16 protein-coding genes are annotated in these 22,295 nt (G+C 69.4%); 8 read left to right on the forward strand and 8 right to left on the reverse strand.

The window, feature by feature from the left end; translation table 11 throughout:
• Nucleotides 1-3: 3 nt before the first annotated feature.
• The 3 genes from ACX9TP_RS22460 (at nt 4) to ACX9TP_RS22470 (ending at nt 3,293) form a co-directional block, all read left to right on the forward strand.
• Nucleotides 4-588, forward strand: a complete 585-nt coding sequence (locus ACX9TP_RS22460; protein WP_482981775.1) for a YdeI/OmpD-associated family protein — start codon at nt 4-6, stop codon at nt 586-588.
• Nucleotides 589-811: 223 nt separating this feature from the next.
• Complete coding sequence (locus tag ACX9TP_RS22465; protein ID WP_482981776.1) at nt 812-1,870, forward strand: hypothetical protein; 1,059 nt, start codon at nt 812-814, stop codon at nt 1,868-1,870.
• Nucleotides 1,871-1,988: 118 nt separating this feature from the next.
• Nucleotides 1,989-3,293 carry a dipeptidase gene (locus ACX9TP_RS22470; RefSeq protein ID WP_482981777.1) on the forward strand — a complete coding sequence of 435 codons (1,305 nt, stop codon included), beginning with the start codon at nt 1,989-1,991 and terminating at the stop codon, nt 3,291-3,293.
• Nucleotides 3,294-3,357: 64 nt separating this feature from the next.
• Here the strand turns inward: ACX9TP_RS22470 and ACX9TP_RS22475 are convergent, their stop codons facing one another.
• Nucleotides 3,358-3,819, reverse strand: coding sequence for a hypothetical protein (locus ACX9TP_RS22475; RefSeq protein WP_482981778.1), 462 nt, complete (start codon nt 3,817-3,819; stop codon nt 3,358-3,360).
• A gap of 418 nt (nt 3,820-4,237) precedes the next feature.
• On the opposite strand from ACX9TP_RS22475, the gene ACX9TP_RS22480 reads away from it, so the two are divergent.
• Both ACX9TP_RS22480 and ACX9TP_RS22485 read left to right on the forward strand, forming a co-directional pair.
• Nucleotides 4,238-8,320, forward strand: a complete 4,083-nt coding sequence (locus ACX9TP_RS22480; protein WP_482981779.1) for a HEAT repeat domain-containing protein — start codon at nt 4,238-4,240, stop codon at nt 8,318-8,320.
• Nucleotides 8,310-9,428: a S1 family peptidase gene (locus ACX9TP_RS22485; RefSeq protein WP_482981780.1), complete on the forward strand. Its 1,119-nt coding sequence runs from the start codon at nt 8,310-8,312 to the stop codon at nt 9,426-9,428. Before ACX9TP_RS22480 ends, ACX9TP_RS22485 begins: the two co-directional genes overlap by 11 nt.
• Nucleotides 9,429-9,554: 126 nt before the next feature.
• Here the strand turns inward: ACX9TP_RS22485 and ACX9TP_RS22490 are convergent, their stop codons facing one another.
• The 4 genes from ACX9TP_RS22490 to ACX9TP_RS22505 all read right to left on the reverse strand — a co-directional run bounded on the left by ACX9TP_RS22490 (nt 9,555) and on the right by ACX9TP_RS22505 (nt 16,231).
• On the reverse strand, nt 9,555-11,732 hold the full coding sequence (locus ACX9TP_RS22490; protein WP_482981781.1) for a S8/S53 family peptidase: 2,178 nt from the start codon (nt 11,730-11,732) through the stop codon (nt 9,555-9,557).
• A gap of 73 nt (nt 11,733-11,805) precedes the next feature.
• Nucleotides 11,806-14,547: a CHAT domain-containing protein gene (locus tag ACX9TP_RS22495; RefSeq protein WP_482981782.1), complete on the reverse strand. Its 2,742-nt coding sequence runs from the start codon at nt 14,545-14,547 to the stop codon at nt 11,806-11,808.
• Complete coding sequence (locus ACX9TP_RS22500) at nt 14,544-15,572, reverse strand: hypothetical protein (RefSeq protein ID WP_482981783.1); 1,029 nt, start codon at nt 15,570-15,572, stop codon at nt 14,544-14,546. The genes ACX9TP_RS22495 and ACX9TP_RS22500 overlap by 4 nt, the downstream gene beginning before the upstream one ends.
• The gene (locus ACX9TP_RS22505; RefSeq protein WP_482981784.1) at nt 15,569-16,231 is read right to left on the reverse strand and encodes an RNA polymerase sigma factor; all 663 of its coding nucleotides are present in this window, start codon (nt 16,229-16,231) and stop codon (nt 15,569-15,571) included. Before ACX9TP_RS22505 ends, ACX9TP_RS22500 begins: the two co-directional genes overlap by 4 nt.
• Before the next feature lie 165 nt (nt 16,232-16,396).
• Here ACX9TP_RS22505 and ACX9TP_RS22510 point away from each other — a divergent pair, with 165 nt between their 5' ends.
• Entirely contained in the window at nt 16,397-17,050 is a 654-nt protein-coding gene (locus ACX9TP_RS22510; RefSeq protein WP_482981785.1) for a glutathione S-transferase family protein, read from the forward strand.
• 33 nt (nt 17,051-17,083) lie between these two features.
• Here ACX9TP_RS22510 and ACX9TP_RS22515 read toward each other — a convergent pair whose 3' ends face one another.
• A complete protein-coding gene (locus tag ACX9TP_RS22515; RefSeq protein ID WP_482981786.1) occupies nt 17,084-18,193 on the reverse strand; it encodes a WD40 repeat domain-containing protein in 1,110 nt (369 codons plus the stop codon).
• Nucleotides 18,194-18,554: 361 nt separating this feature from the next.
• On the opposite strand from ACX9TP_RS22515, the gene ACX9TP_RS22520 reads away from it, so the two are divergent.
• Together ACX9TP_RS22520 and ACX9TP_RS22525 are read left to right on the forward strand one after the other, a co-directional pair.
• On the forward strand, nt 18,555-19,202 hold the full coding sequence (locus ACX9TP_RS22520; protein ID WP_482981787.1) for a hypothetical protein: 648 nt from the start codon (nt 18,555-18,557) through the stop codon (nt 19,200-19,202).
• An 18-nt stretch (nt 19,203-19,220) separates the two neighbouring features.
• Nucleotides 19,221-20,483, forward strand: a complete 1,263-nt coding sequence (locus tag ACX9TP_RS22525) for a hypothetical protein (protein WP_482981788.1) — start codon at nt 19,221-19,223, stop codon at nt 20,481-20,483.
• On the opposite strand, the gene ACX9TP_RS22530 is transcribed toward ACX9TP_RS22525, so the two are convergent.
• Together ACX9TP_RS22530 and ACX9TP_RS22535 are read right to left on the reverse strand one after the other, a co-directional pair.
• On the reverse strand, nt 20,480-21,151 hold the full coding sequence (locus ACX9TP_RS22530) for a TetR/AcrR family transcriptional regulator (protein ID WP_482981789.1): 672 nt from the start codon (nt 21,149-21,151) through the stop codon (nt 20,480-20,482). The two genes, ACX9TP_RS22525 and ACX9TP_RS22530, sit on opposite strands and share 4 nt — an antisense overlap.
• A complete protein-coding gene (locus ACX9TP_RS22535) occupies nt 21,151-22,242 on the reverse strand; it encodes a saccharopine dehydrogenase NADP-binding domain-containing protein (protein ID WP_482981790.1) in 1,092 nt (363 codons plus the stop codon). The genes ACX9TP_RS22530 and ACX9TP_RS22535 overlap by 1 nt, the downstream gene beginning before the upstream one ends.
• Nucleotides 22,243-22,295 lie beyond the last annotated feature (53 nt).

Raw genomic sequence — 22,295 nt, forward strand, 5'->3', positions numbered from 1 at the left:
CGGGTGTCGAAGAAGCCTGCCGTCGATGAGGCCGCGGTCATCGCCTTCCGTGACGCCGCGGAGTTCGAGGCCTGGCTGGATGCGCATGTCGACCTGCGAGCCGGGGTGTGGCTGAAGCTCGCGAAGAAGGGGTCGGGCGTCCCGTCGCTGACCGACGACGAGGCGGTCGACGTCGGCCTCTGCTACGGCTGGATCTCCGGCCAGCGCAAGGCCTACGACAAGGTCTACTACCTGCAGAAGTACGTGCCCCGCCGGCCCCGCAGCCTCTGGTCGCAAGTCAATGTGGCCAAGGTCGAGGAGCTGACCGCGGCAGGGCGGATGCGACCGTCCGGCCAGGCCGAGGTCGAGGCCGCCAAGGCCGACGGGCGGTGGGCCGCCGCCTACGAGTCGCAACGCAACGCCACCATCCCACCCGACCTCGCCCACGCCCTGGCGGCGAGCCCGCGCGCGGCGCGGGCGTTCGACGCGCTTGGCAAGACGCAGCAGTACGCGGTCATCTTTAAACTCGTCACCGCCCGCACCGCGAAGGCCCGCACCGCCCAGCTCCGCAAGGCCATGACCCTGCTCGAAGCACGCGGCGCCTCGTGAATTGAAGGTGCTCGTCCGGGTGGGCAGGCCCGGGGCCCGGTCGTGGGCGGTCGTTCCCCGGCGGCGCTGCGAAGTGGCGGTGGCACCCGCGTAGGGGACGCGCCATGACGACCCTGTCAGGAACGGACGGGCCCGGGCTCACGTCCTCCGAGGGAAGCAGGGCTCTGCACCAGTCTTGCACTGGCAGCGGGGCTCACGAACGAAGGAGGTTTTCATGCGACGGATGCGCACGTTGACACTGGGTGGGCTGGTGATGCTGGGCGGCTGCACCGGGAGCAAGGTGGAGGCGGACCAGGACATCGTCCTGAGTGGGCGACTCGTTGACGAGGCCGGCGCGCCGCTCTCGGATGCGCTGCTGAAGCTCTACCGCAGCGAGAACTCCTCTTGCGCCTTCGCGGCCTTCTCGTCGAGCTGGAAGTCGGTGAAGACCCGAGCCGATGGCACCTTCGAGCTCGACCTGCTGGGGGCGGACACCCGCAACGGGAGCATCGCGCGCTGCTTCGTCGCCCGCTCGCCCGCGCATTCGCAGGGAAGGAGCGTCTCGGCGTACTTCCTCATCCAGGAGTCGGAGGTGGCGCTGCCCGCCTTGCAGGAGTGGACCGGCTCGCTGACGGCCACCGCGGAGGCGCAGGGGGTGAGCGTGGGCTTCCGGCCCCTGTCCGCCACCCACAGCGCCGGGAACGACGAGCACGTGCTCTACATCCGCGCGTCGAGCGCCAGGGAGGCCTGGCAGGTGCTCGAGGCCTCCGCGCCGGTCCGCCTGAGCGACTACGTCCTCGAGGACGCGGAGGGGCTCGAGGCCTCCGTCAACGCCGAGCGCAATGTGAAGGTGGGGGACGTGACGGTGGGCCTCGCCTACTCCAGCGATGACGTGGCCCTGCCTCGCCGCGCCCTCGTCCCGGCGAGCCGTGGCGCGCCGTGCACCTACCTGAATGCCGAGGCGCCCTGCCGCATCACCAGCGGTGACCTCGGTGGGCTCGTGCTCTTCCAGTCGGGAGTCCGGGAGGTCGCAGTGCAGCTCGCGCGGTCCGTGGTGCCGCGCAAGGCCGTGCTGCGCAACTTCGGGGTGTCGGGCACCCTGAACGAGCTGGTGCTGGAGGGGAGCGCCGACGGCACCCAGTGGGTGCCCCTGGCCAACCTGCTCGGCGGCGCCGGCGTGCAGCCCTTCATGGAAGTGGACCTCACGGGCACGACACCGGTGTCGCAGGTCCGTGTGCGGGCAACCCCGCGGGATACGGCGGGAGAGTTGCGCTCGCTGGGGCAGCTCTCCCTCTTCGAGTAGCGACACGCCCGCCAGGCCCCTCTCCGGGAGGCCCGTTCGGCTTCGCACGACATGAAGGTGCGCCTGCCCCGGCGAGGTGGCCTACACTCGGGGCCCCCTCGCTTCCCGGACGGCCCTCATGTCTCCCCTGCGCTCCGCCCTGTCCCTCTCGCTGTGCACCGCGCTCGGCCTCGTCTCCGCGCTGGCCCACGCCCAGCCCGCGCGTGAGGACGCCGCGCGCCTGGAGCGTGCCCGCGGGCTGCTGCGCCAGGTGCCCCTCATCGATGGGCACAACGACCTGCCGTGGCAGTTTCGCGAGCGCGTGGGCAATCGGCTCGCCGCGCTCGACCTCGCTCAGGATGGCCGCAAGCTCGAACCGCCGCTGCACACCGACCTGCGCCGCCTGCGCGAGGGTGGGGTGGGGGGCGTGTTCTGGAGTGTCTACGTCCCGGCGGACCTGGAGAGCGGTGCGGCCATCCAGGCCACGCTCGAGCAGATCGACGTGGTGCACCGGCTCGTGGAGCGCTACCCGCAGCAGCTCTCGCTCGCGTTGACGGCGGACGACGTGGAGCGCGCGCACCGTGCGGGCCGCGTCGCCTCGCTCATCGGCATGGAGGGAGGGCACTCCATCGGCGGCTCGCTGGCGGTGCTGCGCCAGATGCACCGCGCTGGCGCGCGCTACCTCACCCTCACGCACTCCAAGAACGTGCCCTGGGCGGAGTCCGCCACCGACGCGCCCATGGCCACCCCCCTCACCGAGCAGGGCCGCGCGGTGGTGCGGGAGATGAACCGGATGGGGATGCTGGTGGACCTCTCGCACGTGTCGGCGCGCACGATGAATGCGGTGCTGGACCTCTCGCAGGCGCCCGTCATCTTCTCCCACTCCTCGGCATTCGCACTCGACCCGCACCCGCGCAACGTCCCGGACGAGGTGTTGCGGCGGCTGCCGAAGAATGGCGGTCTGGTGATGGTGACGTTCGTCCCCGGCTTCATCTCCGATGAGGTGCGCAAGCACTACGCCGAGGAGAGCGCCGCCGGCGAGCGCTTCAAGGCGCTGCATCCCGGCAACCCCGAGGCAGGGAAGGCCGCCTTCGAGGCGTGGCGGGCGGCGAACCCCGCGCCCCGCGCGACGCTGGCCCAGGTGGCGGACCACATCGACCACGTGCGCAAGCTCGCCGGCATCGACGCGGTGGGGCTGGGCTCGGACTTCGACGGCATCTCCACGACCATCCAGGGACTCGAGGGCGTGGAGACCTACCCCGCGCTGCTCGCGGAGTTGCTGCGCCGCGGCTACTCGGATGAGGACGTGCGCAAGGTGGCCGGGAAGAACCTGCTGCGGGTGATGCGCCAGGCGGAGGCCACGTCAAAGCGCCTGCAGAAGGAGCGGCTCGCGGAGGATCCGCCCGCCGAGGCGGAGAAGCCCGTGGCCGGAGCCGGCAAGTAGGAGTGAGCCTACCGGCCGGCGGAGCCCGCCTTTGACGAGGCGCGCGAAGTGGCCCCTCCGCGCGCTATTGCAGGAGCAGCTCGCTGGACGTGGAGTACGAGATGCCCAGCTCCTCACCGCGCAGCGTGAGCACCGCGCTTTCGATGGGCAGCCAGGCCGGGTCGATGGGAATGTCGAACACCTTGACCTCGTCACCCGCGGTGAGGGTGCTCTGCCCCTCGAGCTCCAGCAGGCCGGAGAGGTCCACCTCGAACCTGCCGTTCAGCAGCAGGGTGGGCGAGTCCAGGCTGCGTGACGAATACTCGCTGTCGATGCTGATGTGGAGCGTCGCGGTGGGGGCGGGGAACTCCTCGGGGTCGACCTCGAGCAGGCAGCAGGTGCAGGGATTCTTGCTCGGCTGCGGGTTCGTCCAGGGCCGGAGCGGGATGCCTGGGTACTGGCGGAAGGGGCAGACCGTCTCGTCGTAGTACCAGGCGCTGGAGCGCAGCGCGCTCTGGCGGCACACGGGCAGCGGCGGCAGTGGCACCTCCAGCTTCGCTCACAGCTGGTCCAGCATCCTTCCCCCGTCGTCCCTATTCACCAGCCCATACGCCTACCCTCCTCCTCGCAGAACGCAGCAGGTGGGTAGGCTTCTTCTCTACCGAGATAGGCTCCTGGAGATGCTCTCCAAGACGGTACCCTCCCAGGAGGGGCGCTGGTACCCGATCTCGCATCGCCGAGATGGATGACATCCTCCTCCCGTAGGGCAATGGATGCGCGTGAAGGGGCCCGTGTATGAGGGGTGAGCCAACCGCCGCCGCTACCCGCGCTACGCGGCCGCGAAAGACGGCCAGAAGGGTGACACCGCACTCGCTAATCCCACGCTCTGTCGCCGTTCATCGTCTGGGAGGTGGAGAGGTACCCGCGTTGTAGGAGGACAAGTCAAGACGGTAGCATATGCCGCCATGAGCCGAAGGGCCCTCATCGTCGCGCCAAACTACATGGGCGGGTTTCTCGAGCCGCTCGTTGGTAGCCGGGTACTCGTCAAGAGACTGACGGAGTGCCTCAAGACATCGGGGCGCTATGACGTACAGGTTCTTACGGGCGAGGTGAAGAAGGCGGCCTTCAACCGAAAGCTGAGCGAGTTGTTCGACAGCCATGGCGAGCTGTTGCTCTACTTCTACGGGCACGGGTGTCTCAATGGCACCATCGGGTTCTTCGCGACGACCGACGCCGAGCCATTCGACGAGGGCGTCGAAATGGCTGCCGTGCTCCAGCGAATTGCCAGCAGTCCCGCCAGGGAGGTCGTGGCGATCTTCGACTGCTGTCACGCCGGTGCGGCCATGTCCGCAGTTCCGGTGACTCCGGCCGCAGCCCAGCCTGTCATCCAGAGCCTCGCGGGCAAGTGGGGCCGCGCGATCCTAATGGGCTGTGCGGCGCACCAGTTAGGCTGGGAGACCAAGAGGAGCGACGAAGCGGGCTCCGAGCAGAAGGCGCTCGGTGTGTTTTCGCACCACGTGCTCAAGGGCATTGAGGGAAAGGCCCGTGGCCACACGAACCGGGTGCGCGCCGGCGCCCTTGCATCGTATGTGACGGACGTCTTTTCCTCGTGGAGGCAGACCCCGCTTTCCATCATCGTCGATGGAGGGGACTATCTCTGCACCATCACCGAGTTCCCTGCCGCAGAGCAGGCTCTCACGGAAGCCTTTGCCAGGACACTCGAGCCACAGTACGTCAACATTCCGTTCCGGCCCTCAGTGCACTTCGTTGGCCGCGAGGCGGAGATCGACTGGCTCCTCACCACGCTCTTGGACCGCAAGCGCCCCATTGCCGTCACGGCAGCGGTGGAAGGCTTGGGGGGAATTGGCAAGACGGAGCTCATCCTCCAGTTGCTCCATCATCCCCAGATGCGGGCGGCTTTCGACCTGTTCATCTGGCTCGACGCGACAGGGCCATTGTTGTCCCAGTGGGAGCGCGTCGCGGGGACGCTGGGCATCAAGGTGTCCAAGGTCGATGGCGCCGAGAGTGTCGCGCGCATTTCCGCCGAGCTGCGCCTTCGGTACCGGGCGCTGATCGTGCTCGACAATGCACAGGAGTGGGCTCCGGTTGCGCACCTGATTCCGCCTAGCATTCCTTTGGTCGTCACAACCCGTACCCGGATGTTTGGCGATGCGTCGTTTCTCCATCAGGAGTTGATGGTGCTGCCGCCATCGTCCGCGACGGACCTGCTGCTGAAGACAGTTCCCTGGCTGAAGGCCGATCCAGAACTGCCCCGTCTCGTGGCGCGTCTCGAAGGCCATGCGCTCGCGCTCGAAGTTGCTGCTTGGAACATCCAGCACCGGGAGTTGTCCGCGCGAGCCTATATGGAGCGCCTCGACAGGTACCAAGTCAATACTCTCAGTCCAGACCGGGCCGTTCGCGCTCACCAGACGGTCGATTCTTGCCTGCAATTGACATGGGATGCGTTGCGAAATGATGCGTCTCGTACCTTGTGGCGGCGAGCGTCGCTGTTTGCTCCCGTGCCGGCGCACAGAGAGCTGCTCCGGATCAGCTTTTCTGGGACCAAGCGCAGCCGTCTTGAAATCCGCGAGTTGTTGGAAGCGCAGTACGAAGATATCAACATCAATGAGGGTGCTTCCTATCTGAGGCATTCAGAAGAAGAGTTTTCTGCGGCCTATGCGGAATTGCGAGCCGTCCATGTGCTCGGACGTGTGGAGAAGTCCAATGGCGAGCGTTGGGCAATGCATCGGCTGGTGAGGGATTTCGGCCGGGCGCGCCTTCAGACGGGCGAAGTGCTGATGCACGGGCTTTCCATCTCGGATTGGCTCCAAAATCCCGATCTGCCGCTAGGTCCTGAGATTCCGCACTTCGTAGCGACCATCCTAGACACGGCCCGCTTCGTCGGTGAGTTCAAGCTCGCGGGACGCGGGGCTCGGCGACTCGACCGGGAGCTTCTTTACCGCCATTCGGTTTCGTTCGGAGCTCTGGAGTCGCGCGACATCATCGGGTTCATTCGAGGCGAGCTGAATGATCCCAGGGCCCTGTCGCTCATCCTCGAGGGACTGAGTGATGTGAACGATGACGTCCGGAACCAGTCCCTCCAACTCCTCAAGACAGTAGGGCTTACACCGGAGGTACTCAAGGGACTCTCGTCCTCACTTACACACCCTGAAGGCCGCACCCGTGAACTTGCGGCCAATACGCTTGCCGAGTATGGCGGCGCGGATGCGGTTGGTATCCTGCGTATGGCGTTGAGCGACCCGCGTACTTCGGTACGCCTGGTTGTAGTCAAGGCTCTGAGGCGGATGGGAGCCGAGGCTCACGAATCATTACGGGGAGTGCTGTCCGACCCTGATCTCTCGGTGAGAGTGGAAGCGGCAATCGCCCTTGCGGAAGCCCAGGTCGAGGGAGCTGAGCCAAGGATCATCTCCATCCTCGTCGCCGCCGCCAAGGAGGGGCCGCTGCGCCAGGAGGCCATCCATACCCTGGCTAGGTTCCGTCACAGCGATGTGGAGGCCTTGTTCGATTCACTTATCGGCGATCCCTCTCCAGAGCTCGTGCTCTCGGTGGCAAAAGAGCAGTGGGATCAGGGCTTCCCAGCGGGTGCCAACCAGTACCTCACGCGGCTGCTCGCCCGTGCCATTGCCCGCTCGGAGTGGCGACTTGGCGTGCTCGCACTTCGAGCTGCGATCGACTACGAGTTCCTGCCAGACCTCGAACAACTGAGCGCGCTACTCGAGGCCCGCGAGAGTGAAGTAAAGCAACTGGCGATCGAGGCACTGGGGCGGATGCCAGCAGCCATGGCGCCCAAGCTGGCCCCTTTCACACCAACGCTGCTTCGTCTTCTCGGCCACTCGCAGCCTGGGATTGCGGCAGCGGCGGCTCACACCCTTGGAAAGCTCGGTACCCCAGGCGTGGAGGAGATGCTCGTCACCACTGCGCGCACGGGTAAATATTCTGAGCTCAGAAAGCAGAGCCTTCTGGCTGTGCATGCACTGAGGCAGCCAGGCAAGGAACCGGACCCGGTGACTCAGGACCTGATCAGTGTGGCCCAATACATCGAAGCCCCCGGGCTGAGCGCCGCAGCAACCAATGCGGCGCTGGGGCTTCCTGTCGCGGTGTCGAAAAGGCAGGTGGCAGGTTGGCTAAAGGATGGAAACTGGCGAACTCGCGCGAGCATCGCGAAGGTACTGGACGTTCTTCATGCAGACGGTGCGATCGACAAGCTCCGGCGTGCGCTTCAGGATTCGCACTATGACGTTCGCCGTTCGGCTGCGAGGACGCTGGCGCGAATCGCCACTCCGTCGGCGCTCAGGGCTCTGCTCTTGCTCGCCAAGAAAGAGCCGTCTATGCGTGAGATTGCGGTGGCCACCGCAATTCGCACCTGTTTGGGTAACGGTATCCCTGACCTGAGCGGGAAGTTGGTCGAGGTCGCATTCGGAGACGCCGAGGCGGCCGTGCGACGGGCCGCAGCGTATCTGGCTCTGGCGGCAGATCACGAATGTGGAGCGGACTGCCCGGTCGTCAAGCTTCTTGGCGAAGATGACATGGGGCCATGGAAGTTGGCCCTCGTACTCGTGTTGACCCTTTCGAACAAGAAACCGTCCCACCAGCACGAGTTCCTCGAGGAGCATGTCGCTCCCCATGTTGATGACGAGATGTTGCGCAACCTCTTGCGCCTGGATCAACAAACCGCAGGTGACGGCCTGCTTACCTGGTCGATCAGCTTGGCCGCGAAAAGGGGAGTTTCATTCCCGGTGGAGGCCGCCAGCAAGTTGTTGGAGACCGGCGGCCCGAGCAGCCGAAGGGCCGCGACAGTCATTCTAGGTGTCTCGGGCAGTCCCAATGCATTGCCTGCAATAGGCCGTGTGCTCGAAGACCAGGACCCGATGGTCCGCGAAGCTGTGGCGCATTCTCTTGGAATGCTCCATTCCGAGAAAGCCCTTGAGTGGCTTCGCAAACTTTCCATCAGCGACCCTCAAGAGCGCGTTCGCGCTGCGGCCGTGCGCGCAGCAAGCCGCCTGGAGAAGGAATCATATGTGGCGTGATGATCAGCACGTGTCACAGGCTTTAGAGTATCTCAAGGCCCTGGTCCCCGCAGACGCTGGTGACCCGCAGGAGTATCTTCTTGAGTTGGTCGAGCGGTGCCGCACATACGAGCTAGGGGCCGATGGGCAGGTGCAAGGCATCGTGTCGTTACAGGAGGAATTCCAGCGAAGGCTTGGCCGAGCCCAACTGGCCGTCGAGGCCCTCGACAATCCGGCAAGAGTCGCTGGAATGCCCGAGGGCATCATCGCTCTGGGCACCCTGGAGTGGTTGCTCCGTCCCGCGTTCATCCTGAATGACGACGAGTTCAGGCCCCCCGCCCAGGGTCCGTGGACAGCGCTCTCCAGGGACGTGGCGCGGACGCTGGCACGCTCTGTGTGTCGGATCGATCTAGGCATCACGAGGAGTGTTTCGTTCCAGGTGGGGACTGGTTTCGTCGCAGGGCAGGATGGTAATGGGCGGCGGTTCGTCATGACCAACGCGCATGTCGTGCGAGAGGCCCTTGCGCAAGGCTGGCGCAGCATCCACGGATTGGAGTTGTGCAGCGACTTCGGCAGGATGGTGGCGGGGCGGGACAATGCCTGGGTCGCCGTGGAGACCTACGAGCTTCATCCGAGTCATGACTTGGCAATCCTCGGGCTCAAGAGTGAGCGCCTGGCAAACGGCGATGAGGTCCCTCCAGCACTAAGTGTCAGTCAAGTAGGCCCAGAGCCAATGACCGGGCGTGCGATTGGTGTCCTTGGATACCCGAGCTTTGACTCGCGGCGGGATCCGTTGCCAAGGCTGTTTGGCTTTGGCAGTGAGTTCGGCATCAAGCGATTTTCCCCTGGCTATATTCGCGCCGTCGAGCGAAGGCCGTGGACGAGTTCCGACGTTAGTGTCGTACTTCATGATGCGTCGACACTCTCGGGAAGCTCTGGCTCCTGTATCTTTGATCTTGAGTCCGGTGTGGTCCTGGCGCTGCACTTCGGTGGGTGGCCGCTGCCTGAGCAGCAGCTGTCCGTGGGAGGGCAGACCGTCATGGGCACGCTTTTCGAGGCCAATGGTGGCGTGCCGCTGTGGCAACTCCGCCACGATCCTGTCCTCGCGGGCGTCGCGTTCGTGGAGTGAAGCGCATGGGGCCAAGTCCTCGCCTCCGGCGCGACTGCCGGTACCTCTGCTTACCGGCGCCATCCGCAAGCGGGTCATCGGGTTTCGTCCATAGGGAGAGCCTCTCTCCTCCCGGCCCTCCGCGCGCTATTGCAGGAGCAGCTCGCTGGACGTGGAGTACGAGATGCCCAGCTCCTCACCGTGCAGCGTGAGCACCGCGCTTTCGATGGGCAGCCAGGCCGGGTCGATGGGAATGTCGAACACCTTGACCTCGTCACCCGCGGTGAGGGTGCTCTGCCCCTCGAGCTCCAGCAGGCCGGAGAGGTCCACCTCGAACCTGCCGTTCAGCAGCAGGGTGGGCGAGTCCAGGCTGCGTGACGAATACTCGCTGTCGATGCTGATGTGGAGCGTCGCGGTGGGGGCGGGGAACTCCTCGGGGTCGACCTCGAGCAGGCAGCAGGTGCAGGGATTCTTGCTCGGCTGCGGGTTCGTCCAGGGCCGGAGCGGGATGCCTGGGTACTGGCGGAAGGGGCAGACCGTCTCGTCGTAGTACCAGGCGCTGGAGCGCAGCGCGCTCTGGCGGCACACGGGCAGCGGCGGCAACGCCACGTTCAGCGTCGAGCCGTTGATGGTGCGGGTGAGCTTGGACTCGATGGAGCTCCAGGCGCTCGCGTCCAGTGACGGCAGCGGCGAGCCATATGCCGGACGCGGGGTGCACACGGGGAGCTGCGAGGAAGGCGGACAGCGCCCCAGCCCTCCCGCACAGGCGCTCGTCAGTGCCTGGCAGAGCGAGACGCGGCGGATGCGGCGGCGCGCGTCCGTGGCGGCCCACGGGCAGGGGGCCCCGCCCAGGCAGAAGTCCGCGGGCGTGCCCAGGTCGACCGAGGCCTGACGGACCCCCTCCATCAGCTCGGGCCCGGACAGCTCGGGCCGGTAGCCCCAGACGGTGGCGACCAGTCCGGACACCACCGCCGTGGACACGGACGTTCCCGTGAGGATGTCCGTGGGTACGAGCTTGCCGGACGCGTCGATGTCGGTCGCCAGCGCGTGCGCGCCGGGTGCCGCCAGGCGAGGGCGTCCCCCGGGGCGGGTGCTCGCCAGCGGTGCGTCGTCCGCCCGCACTCCGCCCACCGCGTAGACCAGGGGCCGGTAGACAGTCACTCCGGCGGGCGGAAACGGAGGGTACGCTCCCGGCCACGAGTAGCCCTGGCCCTCGAGGGGCTCGCATTGCGCGAACCCGGGTGCCGGCTTCTGTTCCCAGTACGCGGGGAACATGGCGCCTTGGACGGCGTCCGGTCCGCCAGGGTCATTCCCCGCCGCCGCGATGACCACGGCCCCGCGGCAGACGGCATGGGTGATGGCGGCGTGGACCGCGCGCACCGGCGCCGGCAGCTGCTCCACCAGGTTGCCGCTGTACGCGCCGCCATAGCGCCCGTCCCACGCGAGGCTGAGGTTGACGACCAGGCGCGGCTGGGGCGTCGCCGTCTCCCCCGGGGGGACCTGCCCCGCGTTGTGGCCACGCCACTCCGTCACCGCGGCGTGGATGGACCGCGCCAGCTGCGTCTGCTCCCCGAAGTAGCCCCCATGCGCCAGGTCCCTCACGTTCGGCGTCACCTGGGGGAGCGCCAGGTGGTTGGCCACCTGGGCAATGCACACCGGGCTTCCGTCCGGACAGCCCAGCTCACGCACGACGCGGCCCATCGCATGACCATGACCGAGCCGGTCCTCCACCGCCTCGCCGTCGCTGTAGCCGTGCGGCGCGGAGTCCACCATCGCGACACGCACCTCGGCGGGCGGAAGCGCTCCGCCCGGAGGGAGGAGCGCGACCTGTCCCGTCTGCGCATGGAAGTCCTTGTGCAGCGTCTGCCACGCGGCCTTCACGGTGGCACTCGAGCCCAGGGGGGCCACCACCTGACAGTCGCGGTCGAGCCGGACAGCCCGCGCGCCCAGGCCCGAGCTCAGCATCGCCACCGCCTGCTGCGAGGGGAGGCCTCCCCCCGACGTCGCCCAGTCGTACGAACAGAAGGGCGCGAGCCCGGGGGGCAGGTACCACGTGCCCCGCGTGGCCTCGAACAGCCGTGCCCCGACCCACTGGCCTCCCAGGCCGGAAGGACCCTGCGGACAGCTGTCGACGCCATCCGCCAGGACGGCAATCCAGCGGTTGCTCGGGCAGGCCGCCTCCTGGGTGATGGGCGGCGACACGGGGACGCAGGTGCCTCCATCGATGGGGCACGGCGGCGCGCCGGCGTCCAGACCGAGCTCCCGCCGCGCCAGGGCCGGGCTCCCTCCTTCTTCGAGCGCTGCTCCCGAGGGTGAACAGGCCATGACTGCGAACGCCAGGATGCCGGCAACCAGAAAGCGGACGGGCTTCATGTGAGTGTCTCCCGATGGGGTGCGGCTATGGAACGAGTGCGCGGAAGGCGGCCCAGTCCGCCTCCGGCCGGCTGGCGCGAAGCTCGAGCTGGGCGCGGCGGAGCGCGTCCGGCAGCTCGGTGGAGGTGCGGGGGCCGCCATGGCGGTAGAGCGCCCGCATCAGCTCCATGGCGTGTGTGTCGTCCACCTCGCGCCATGCGGCCACGGCCCCCCGGGCGCCAGCGGCGAGGAAGGCCTGCGCCAGCCCCAGGCCCTCCACCGGGGAGTCCTGGGCCGCGCGCACCGTCTCGCAGCCGGAGAGCACCACCCAGGCGGGCACGCGGCGCAGGGCCAGCACGTCCCCCACCATCAGCCGCCCCTCGTGGAGGGGCAGCGTGCTCTCCCACCCGCCGAGCCCCGCGAAGCGCCCATGTCCCGCGTAGTGGAAGAGCTCCGCGCCCTCGAGTGCGGCGCGAACCCCGGAGCCCGTCGCGGCGGAGCCCGACAGCACCTGGACCCGCCAGTCCTCGCTCAGCGCCTCGTGGACGCGCCGTGCCTCCTCCCGCGCCTGGGGGAGGTTGCCCTCGGGGTCCGCGACGATGAGCGCGGTGCGCTCCCGGGCTTCGGCCCCGTCCGGCGCCGGGCTCGCCACGTCCAGCGCGTAGGCCACGGGACGCCCCGCGACCAGGGCGTCGCCCTGGAAGGGCAGGGCGTGGAAGTCCACGGTGCGAAGCATGCCGTAGGGGACCAGGGTGACGCGCCTGGCGGAGGCAAGCTCCTCGTGAAAGGGCTCCAGCAGGGTGGCGGCCAGCGTCGCGGGAGTAGCGCCGGGAGCGAGGGGCTCGAGGAAGCGGGCCGTTACGTGGCGCTCGTCGGCCGCGAAGCCGACCCAGCCACGCGGTGCCGGGGCGTAGACGAGCCAGAGCTCACCGGGGCCGGGGCGGGCGCGCACGTTGCGGGTGGGGCTGCCCGCGGAGGCCGGCGCCAGGAGGGAGAACGCCTCCTCCAGCAGCGCCCGCAGCCGCTCCTCGCGCAGCCGTCGGGCCTGGCGGACCTCCGCGAGCCGGGCCGCGGCCAGCCGCCAGTCCCGCGCGGCCTCTTCATCCAGCGCCTCGCGCTCCTGGCGGTAGGCGGAGAGGGCCGCGTCCCATCGGGCGCGCGCTGCCGCCGGCAGGTGCGTCACCCTGTCGGTCAGCCGCACGGCCTCGAGCACCCGGGCCCGCGCGCGCCGGGCCACCTCCAGGGCCTCCGCCGTCTGTCCCGCCTTCACCGCAAGCGCCACGTACGCGCGGCTGCCGCGCTCGCGCTCGCGCAGGAACACGTGCCGGCCCTCCATGAGCGGCACCCGCAGGGCCTCGCCGTCCAGCAGGTCCTCGGCCTGGGCATACGTCTCGAGCGCCGCGCGCACGTCACCGAGCTGCTCCGCGGCCCGGGCCCGGCCGAACGCCGCGCGCCAGCGGGCTTCGGGTGAGGCCGACGCCTCGGCCAGCTCGGCCAGTCGCGCGAAGAGGTGCCGCGCCTGGCGCGCGTGCCCGGCCTCCAGGAGGATGCGCCCCTCCAGGTCCAGCCACCACAGGGCGAGGCGAGCTCCCGGCTCGGGGCGCGCGCGGCGGGCCTCCCGCAGCCGGGCCGCCGCGGCCCCGGCGCGCCCCGCATGCAGCTCCGCCAGCGCCAGGTTCACCAGGACATTGGCCTCGTCATCGGGACTGGCACACACCCCGCGGTAGAGCGCGAGTGCCTCCTCCAGCGGGGGCACCGGCTCACCCCGGGGCGGGCCACCGGACTCCCGCGCGAGCAGCAGCCCCCAGCCGATGTTGGTGAGCAGATCCGCCCGCTCACAGTCGGAGGCCCCTGTCTCCGCCCGCAGCACTTCCAGCAGCGCGAGGGACTCGGCGTCGCGGCCCAGGGACTGGAGCGTCGTCGCCAGCACCTGCCGCACCGCCCGCTGCAGGCGAACGATGCCCAGCCGCTCCGCGAGCAGCGCCGCCTCGGTGAAGTGCCGGAGCCCGGTGCCGGGGTCCCCCGACTCGAGGGCCAGCAGCCCCTCGTGATAGGCGAAGTGGGCGCTCCCCTCGGGATGACTTGCCTCCAGGGGGCCCAGCGCTCCGAGCACCTCACGCGCCTCGGTGAAGCGGCGCCCGTGGTGGATGAGCGTATAGGTGAGGACCATCGCGTCGCTGGTCTCGTCCGAGATGCGCCGCGCGTGGCGGTGCAGCGTCAGCGTTTCCCTGAGCAGTGCCACCGCCTCATCGGAGTGGCCCAGTGACAGCTCGACACGGGCCAGGATGCTCTTCGCCCGCGCGCGAGCGACGTCCGGAAGCGCCGGGGCCTCCTCGCGCAGCAGGCGCGCCGCGTCTTCGGGCTTCCCCTCCGAGCGCAGCGCCGTCGCGCGCTGGAGCAGGGGCACGGGCTCCGTCTCCCGCACGGGCAGTCGCCACATCGCCGGGCCGCCGGGCAGCGCCGCCTCCAGCACCACCTCCGTGGCTCCAGCTGGAACCACGAAGGTGCAGGCGCGCCCGCCCGCTGCCTCCCGCTCCTCCACGGGAAGCCGGGCCCCACCCGCCGAGACAGTCATTGCCACCCGCGCGGGGAGCTCCACCCAGAGCCGCAGGCGGCGGTCCCCGGGGAGCTCACACACCGGTCCCCCCAGGACGGCGGCGCAGCCGGCGAATCCGACGCGCAGCGATGGCGAGGGTGGGGGAGTCGCGGCGGGCGCCTGGCGCTGGCACTGGCAGGCCCCGCTGGTGAGCACGAGCGCCAGGGCCAGCAGCAGCGAGGCACGTCTCACGGGCGGTCCACGAGCAGGAACTTCCGGGTGAGCAGCCGCCAGGTGCCCGCCTCTGGCGCGCGGCCCTCCTCGACCCGGGCGAGCACCTCGCCCGGTGCGTCCGGGAGCGTCCCGGGGCGCCCCACGGCGATGGCCAGGGTCCACTCGCCCGGTGGGAGGGAGAGCAGCGCTTCCACTGGACCCTGGATGCGCACCGCGCCGTCCGCGGAGCGCTCCAGGGGCGGTGTCCAGGCCCGTGCCTCGCCCGGTCGCAGGAGGAAGGCGCGCACCTCGACGGGCCCCTCCACCGCCTGCTCCGGGCGCACGAGGACGTCGAGCCGCGAGCCGGGACCCAGGCGCGGCACCTCCGGCTCCGGTGCTCCCGCGCGCACCGCCTGCTCGCTGGAGATGGACAGGGTGTAGCCCGGCAGCGGTGGCGCCTCCCTGGGGAGGACGAGCAGAAGGACTGCGGCGGCGGCGGCCACGGCCCCCAGCGCCGGCGCGAGCCTCCTCCAGCGGTGCTTGCGGGCGGGAGGTGCTTCCCGGACGGAAGGCGGCGCTTCCGGGGCAGGAGCCGGTGCCACCCGGACGGAAGGCGACGCTTCCGGGGCAGGAGCTGGTGCTGCCCGGACGGATGGCGGCGCTTCTGGGGCAGGAGCCGGTGCTGCCCGGATGAAAGGAGGTGCTTCCGGGGCGGGAGCCGGTGCTGCCCGGACGGAAGGAGGTGCTTCTGGGGCAGGAGCCGGTGCCGCCCGGACGGAAGGTGGTGCTTCCTGGGCGGGAGGCAATGCTTCCCGGGCGGGCTCCTCCGCGAGCTCCCGCTCCAGGCGCGCCGCGATGTGCTCCCGCGCGGCAGCATGCAGCGGACGGAAGGCCTCGAAGGCCTCCGCGGCGGAGGGGTCCTCCGCGGCAAGCCGCTCCAATTCCCGCAGCTCGTCCTCCGAGAGCGTCCCTTCCGTGAGTGACTCCCAGCGCTCGTCGCGCGACTCGGCACGCTGGCGCTCCCGCGCCACGCGGCCCAGCTCGAGGAGAAGTTTGTCGCTCATGGAGTGTCACTCGCTTTGCGTATTCGCGGCGCGGCTTGTGAATCTGACAAGAGTTCCGCGCCGAGCCTGCGGCTCAGCTTTCCCAGCCGGCTCTGCCAGGCGTAGACGGCCTCCCGGCTCATCCCCATCTGCTCGCAGACCTCGGGCACCGTGCGCTGTTGGATGAAGATGAGCTCGAAGAGGGAGAGGCCCAGCGGGCTGAGCTCCTCGCGCAGGCGGTCCAGGAGGGCCTCCAGCATCTGCTGGGATTCCAGTCGCAGCTCCACGCTCGGGGAGTCCTCGGGGGTGTCGAGCTCCTCCATCAACGTGGGGTCCTCCGTCCAGGGGCTGCGGCGCGTCGTCCGGAGGATGGAGGCCACCTGCCGCTCGGCGACGAAGCCGACGAAGTTGGTCAGTGACAGGCCTCGCTCGGGCTTCCACGTCCGCAGCGCCTTGCCCTGCTCGGCGAAGAGGACGGCGAACACGTCCTGCGTCAGGTCCGCCACCTCCTGGCGGATGTTCCGGCCGCTCGCGGACGCGGCCCGGCGCAGCAGGGCTCGCGCCACGCGGGCCTGGATGACCGGGGTGAGCGCATCCACCAATGCGCGCAGCGCCTCGCCATCCCGGGCGAGCGCTCGCTCCACCAGCTCCGCGGTTCCCTCCGTCACGCTGCGCGTCATGAAGGCGGAGGACTCTAGAGGTGCCGCCGCGCGGGTGTCCACCCGCCGTGCCGGGGGCGTCCTCCCTGGGTTCGAGCTTGTGGAGGAGGCGTCGGCGCGCGAAGAAGCCTGGAACGGATGGCTTCCGCCATCAGCCGAGGATGTTCGCCAAGGAGGAGCGTCTCGATGACCATCACCATTACCGCCTTTGAACACTCACCCGATGGCGGCAAGGGACTGGCGCGTGATACGCGCGTTCGCTGGGCGCTCGAGGAAGTGGGCCAGCCCTACCAGGTTCGCCTTGTTTCGTTTGGTGCGATGAAGGAGCCCGCGCATCTGGCGCTTCATCCTTTCGGCCAGATTCCGACCTATGAGGAAGGCGACCTCACGCTGTTCGAGACAGGGGCAATCGTCTTTCACATCGCCGAGCGACATGCAGGCTTGCTGCCAGATGAGGTCAATGCCCGGGCGCGCGCGATCACCTGGATGTTCGCCGCGCTCAACTCCGTGGAACCGCCCATCCTCGAGCTTGCGAACGCGAAGCTGCTCGAAAGCGACAAGCCCTGGAGCGCGGAGCGCCTTCCTCTGGTGAAGGATCGCGTTCGCAGCAGGCTGAGCCCACTTTCCATTCGCCTGGGTGATGCTGACTGGCTCGATGGAGCGTTCATCGCGGGCGACCTTCTGATGGTGTCGGTGCTGCTCAGGTTGAGAGCATCGGGCTTGCTGGACGAATACCCGAACCTGGCTGCTTATGTCGCCCGCGGCGAAGCGCGGCCCGCCTACAAGCGGGCCTTCGCCGCTCAACTGGCGGTCTACACCGGCAAGCCAACGACCGGCTGATTGCGGTCTGCCCCGGCTTCGAAAGCGCCGGACCTACTCCGGCGCGCCACCCAGCTCACTCTCACGCAGCACGCCATCGCCGAGGACCGTCAGGAAGCGCCTCGCCGCCGGGTGCCAGGCAGCGGGTAGCAGGTCCGAGTCCTGGTGGAGCCGCTCGCCCGTCTCCAGGTCCCACACGGACGTGCCGTGGTCCTTCGCGCTCACGAGCAGGAAGTCACCATCCCTGTTGAGCTCGCCGCGCGGGGGGCCCGGGAACCAGCGGAGCAGCGCTCTGCTCTCCACGTCGTAAAGCATCACCGCGTCGAGCAGATAGGACGCGTCGCCGCCGAAGCCCCAGACCGCCAGGGTGCGCTCTCCCACGAAGCACCTCGGGCCGTCCCAGTGGGCATCACAGGTGCGGAGCTCCTTCACGGAGGGCCCGTCCTCGGACTCCCACACGTTCTCTTGCAGCCACCGGCGCAGCGAGAAGCTCTTCAGCATGCCCATCGGGTGCCACACCCACCCGTCGTCCACCAGCCACGCCCCATCCGGAGAAAGCGTCAGACCGCAGTGGAAGTAGTCGAGGTAGTGCGCGGGTCTCGGCTCGCCCTGGCCCCACCGTGTTGGGAGGTCTCGGGGTGTCAGCAGCTCGCCCGTGGCGGGGTCCGACACGTCGAGCCGGTTCCAGCCCGTCGCGTGCACGAGGAGTGTCCTCGCCCCGCTCCTGAAGAAAGCCACGGAGAACACGCAGTGCTCTACGCGGTAGGTGCCACGGTCGAGCTTCATCGTCAGCGCGCCAGACTCCAGGTCCACGACGACGCCCTTCTGGCCGGATACGTTCACCACGGCGGCGAAGCGCCCACAGGGTGAGGCGTGCAGCGCGAGTGGCTTCGAGAGCTGGAGGTCCTCCGCGCCCACCGAGCCGAGGTGGGTGAGCGCGCCATCGTCGAGGTCGATGCGAAGGAGCCCGCCCCTCGCGTCCACCGCGAGCCAGCTCGAGCGGGGCTGATCTCCAAAGGGGGTGAGCGCACGGAGCGCGGTGCCAGCCAGCCCGGGGAAGGTGTGTTCCCGGTGCTCGAACCGGAGCGCCGTCTGACGGGAGCGCACCTCCGGCCGGCCCATGACGCCGAGCGAACTGAGAACCTGGTCCAGTCGCCCCCGCATGCAGTCGCCACAGACAGCGCGGAGTGCCTCGTTCGGCGTCGGGGCCCTGGCACAGGCGGCACAAAGCAGTTCGTGGTCGGTCCCCCGACCCGTGAAGCGGACGTGATAATCCGCGTCCTCGTCCGCCAGGAGATGTGTACAGAAATGCCCTGCGATGGGCGCGGTGTGGCCGCAGGCAAGCGTGTCCATGGACCCGTCCCCCTTTTCCGATGCAAGCCTGCCATGGCGCGGACTTTCAGGACACGGGTTCGCGCCCTGACGCCGACGCATCTTCACGACCGCTGTCAGATTCAATTCCGGCGTCGCGAATAGCCCTGTGTTCGCGCTCACCGTCCCGGTGAGGCGACCACGGAGCCTTCACATGTCATTGCATCGAAAGCGCGTGCCCGGCGCGTTGCTGTGGGCTGTCACACTCGCGTTCCTCGTTCCGAAGCTGGCGCTTGCCACGGACCCCTCCTCGCTCGCAGAAATCGTCGACGACGGGAGCAGCTTTCGCTTCGGGCTCGCGCTCCGCGTGGCCCCCAGCACCGTGACGGTCACCACCGTCTACAACCGCATCGCGGGAACGCTCGTCGATGCCGGCGCTTCGGCGGTGCAGGGCGTCCCGGTGGTGGCGCAGCTCGCGCTCCAGACGGACGCGCAAGGACGCTTCTTTGTCGACGCTCCCCCGCGTCCGGAAGGGGCGCCGGCGTTGCCGGACGGGGTGTACAGCCGCTGGCTCGAAGTGAGCCACGTCCCGGCGACGGGGGCGCGAAGCCGGGCGCCGTTCCGCGAGCGGCGCACCGTCTACTTCCGCGTCATCAATGGCGTGGCCCAGCGCCTGACGCTCGCTTCGTACTCCGCGCTGGTCGACCCCGCGTCGCAGCGGAAGAACAAGCTGGGGACTGTCGAGCCTGCCCATCCCGGCGTCCTCGCGGCGAGGCAGTCCGTCATCCCGACGAACCTGCTGCCGCTCGTGGAGAGTGGCACGGCCTACAGCACCCCCGACAACAGCGAGCAGGGCCAGTAGGCCCCGGAGAATCCCATCATGAAGACGCCCCTGTGCCTGACCGCCGCGCTGGCCGTGAGCCTGCTGGCCCCTGCCGCCTCCGCCGCGACGCGGACCTATTGCTTCGAGCTGCTTCTCAAGGACGAGCGCATCGATTGCCCGACGCCGTCCGACCCGGGCGCGAAGCGCGCCTGCCACCAGGAGTTCCACAACTTCACGACGCAGCCGGACGGCGACTACACCCATCCGGTGGGCGCGCTGGTGGAAATCTGGGACAAGGACGACACGAGCGACGACGAGTACATCGGCACGTGGATCCTGGTGAATCCGACGGGGGGCTGCGCCACCTTCGAGTGGGAGGGCGAGAGCTACTTCAAGGGAGAGACGCATCCGGACCCGTACGTCGTCTGGAAGTCGGAGGTCCGTGGCACGGCCGGCGGTCCCAAGGTCGTGGCGCGGGACCTGGCCAACAACCGCTACGGCGGTGTGACGTGGCGTCCGAACGCGGTCTCCAACTGCCAGAGTGGCGCGGCGTGCAACCAGCCCGGGTATCTGCTGGTGACGACCGACAGCACCACGGAGCGGGGCGGGCGGGCGATGTCGCTCGACAGCTCCCAGCACATGCTCCAGGTCTACTCCAGCATCCTCGAGGCCGAGGACATCGACATGGTCTGGCCGGAGTCGGGCAGCGCGGCCCACAACCAGAACAAGTACCAGGTGGGGGGGACGCGCGGCGACCAGGCCCAGTCGGCGGCGCATGAGCTCGGACACGTGCTGCAGATGCAGCAGTTCGACGAGGACAACCTGACGAACGACTGCTCCCTCAATGGCTCCGGCCACTCCCTGGAGCTCACGGAGCACGAGTCGTGTGCCACTTCCGAGGGCTGGGCGGGGTACGTGGCCATCGCCTCGCTCTGGGACCCGGAGAACCCGGCCTCCGCGCCCAGCCGCTTCGGAAGCGACTTCGTGGAGGCGGAGCCCATCGCGCCGGTGTGCACCGACAACAAGGGCCTCGAGGCCCAGGTGGTGAAGTCCTTCTGGGACCTGGACGACTCCGACAACGAGCTGGCCGTGGCACCCGCGGGACAGGACGACCAGAAGAACTCGAGCACCCTCGACATCGCGCTGCGGTGGGGCGTCTTCCCGAACGGCACGGCCAACCGCGAGGACCGGGAGAGCGACGCGGATGGCGTGAACCTGTGGGACTACCACATCAACAGCCAGGCCTGGTGGTCGAACCTCGACGAGACCCGCCAGACCATCCTGGGCCACAACTGCATGGGGACGCAGGACACGAACTAGTCCCTGGGCCGCGCGCCGGCGTGGGGGACGCCTTCCAGGGCTTCCTCCAGCACGGCGCGCAGCTCCTGCTCCAGCCCCGGCACCGAGGCCGCGCGGAGCGCTCCTCCTCCCCTGAAGAGGGACAGTCCCTCCAGGAAGGCGACCACCAGCGCCGCGCGGCGCTCCAGGCGCGAGGGGGCGAGCCCGGGCGTGAGCTCCCGCAGCAACTCCACGATTCCCGCCCGGAAGCCCGCGTAGAAGACGGCGAGCGCGTCGGAGACCATCGCGTCCCGCGCGGCGAGCGCCCACAGCTCCGCGAAGAGCTGGCAGTGACGCGGCGACTCCTGGTCCTCCAGCAGCGCCTCCAGCGCGCGGCGGAGCCGCTCCACGGGCGCACTGCCTCCTTCGTCCACCCGCGAGCGCACGCGCTGGCTGGCCACCTCCAGGTAGCGCGCGAGCAGGGCCCGCACCACGTCCTGCTTCGCGGGGAAGTAGTACTGGAGGTTGCCCACGCTGAGCCCCGCCCGCTGGGCCACCCTGCGCAGTGTGAGGCCCGCGTGTCCGTCCTCGACCAGCGTGTCGGTGGCCGCATCGAGGATGGACTCCACGCGCCCGGTTCCCTTGGCATGCACCGCCGTGCCCTCACGGGGCTTCGCGGAGGGGAGCTTCCGCCGGGGGGCGCGTGCCATCAGGCCGCCTCCTGCCGCAGGTGCTCCTCGAACCGCACCTGCACGCCGCACGCGCGCAGGGCCGCCAGCGCCTGCTCGGGGCGCGCGTCGTGCTCGGGGAACCACACGCCCGCGGCGGGGGGCGGCGCGCCATCCAGCCCGAGCAGCCGCTCCACCCCCACCAGCGCGCCCGCGGCCGTGAGGTGTGCCTGTCCCTTCGGGTCCACCACCTCGATGCGCAGCGCGCCCCGCGCGCCCTCCACGTCCGCCACCCACGCTGCCTCGCCCCCCGTGCCGCTGCTGGCCATCAGCGCGCGCCGCATGGGCGTCAGCCGGGGATGCTGGAGCAACCGGAGCAGCCCGAGTCGCTGGAGCGCCGCGAGCAGCCAGGTGACGGTGCCCGAGTCGAACCCCAGCCGCGTCGACACCGTGCGCGCCCCCAGCACCAGCGGCAGGGTGGCCTGCTCGGGCGTGTCGAGCCGGAAGACGCGCGTGGCACGCCCATCCGAGAGCGTCACCCGCCGGCCGTCCGTCAGCGGCAGCACCCGCCGCTCCTTGCCCTCCTCGGTGACTTCGAAGGTCAATCCCAGCCGGTCCATGTACTCCAGCGAGTCCGGGCCGGCCTGGTCCGCCATGGCGAAGCGGATGCCCACGTCGACCCGCTCGATTCCGCCCACGCGCTCCGCCACGCCCGCGACCAGCCTGGGCACCAGTCCCGCCATCCACGCGGAGCTGAGCAGGACGGGCGCCCGCATGGGTGTCCCCGACAGCCGCAGCACCGCCGTCTTCACCCGAGACGTCCAGCGGGTGATGTCCAGCACCGCCAGCCCCTGTCGCACCGCCGCGCGCAGCACCGCGTCGTCCGGGTCATTGACCAGCGACACCACCGCCCGGGGCCGGCCGGGCAGGGCCGCCAGTGGGGCAGGGGCCGCCACGTCCACCACCGCCGCTTCCGCATTCCCCAGCCGCCGGGCCAGCGCCTCCGCGGGCTCCCGCCGGCGTCCGGCGATGACCAACGGAAGGCCCGGATGCCGCTCCCGCAGCAACTCCGCGAGCCGCATGCCCACCACGCCGTAACCGCCCACCAGCACGACACTGCCCTCGGACTCCATGGCTCGCTCCGCTGCCCGCGCACGGTCCATCCGCGCCGCATTGCGGACTATTT

This window comes from Pyxidicoccus sp. M15 (genome assembly GCF_056858435.1).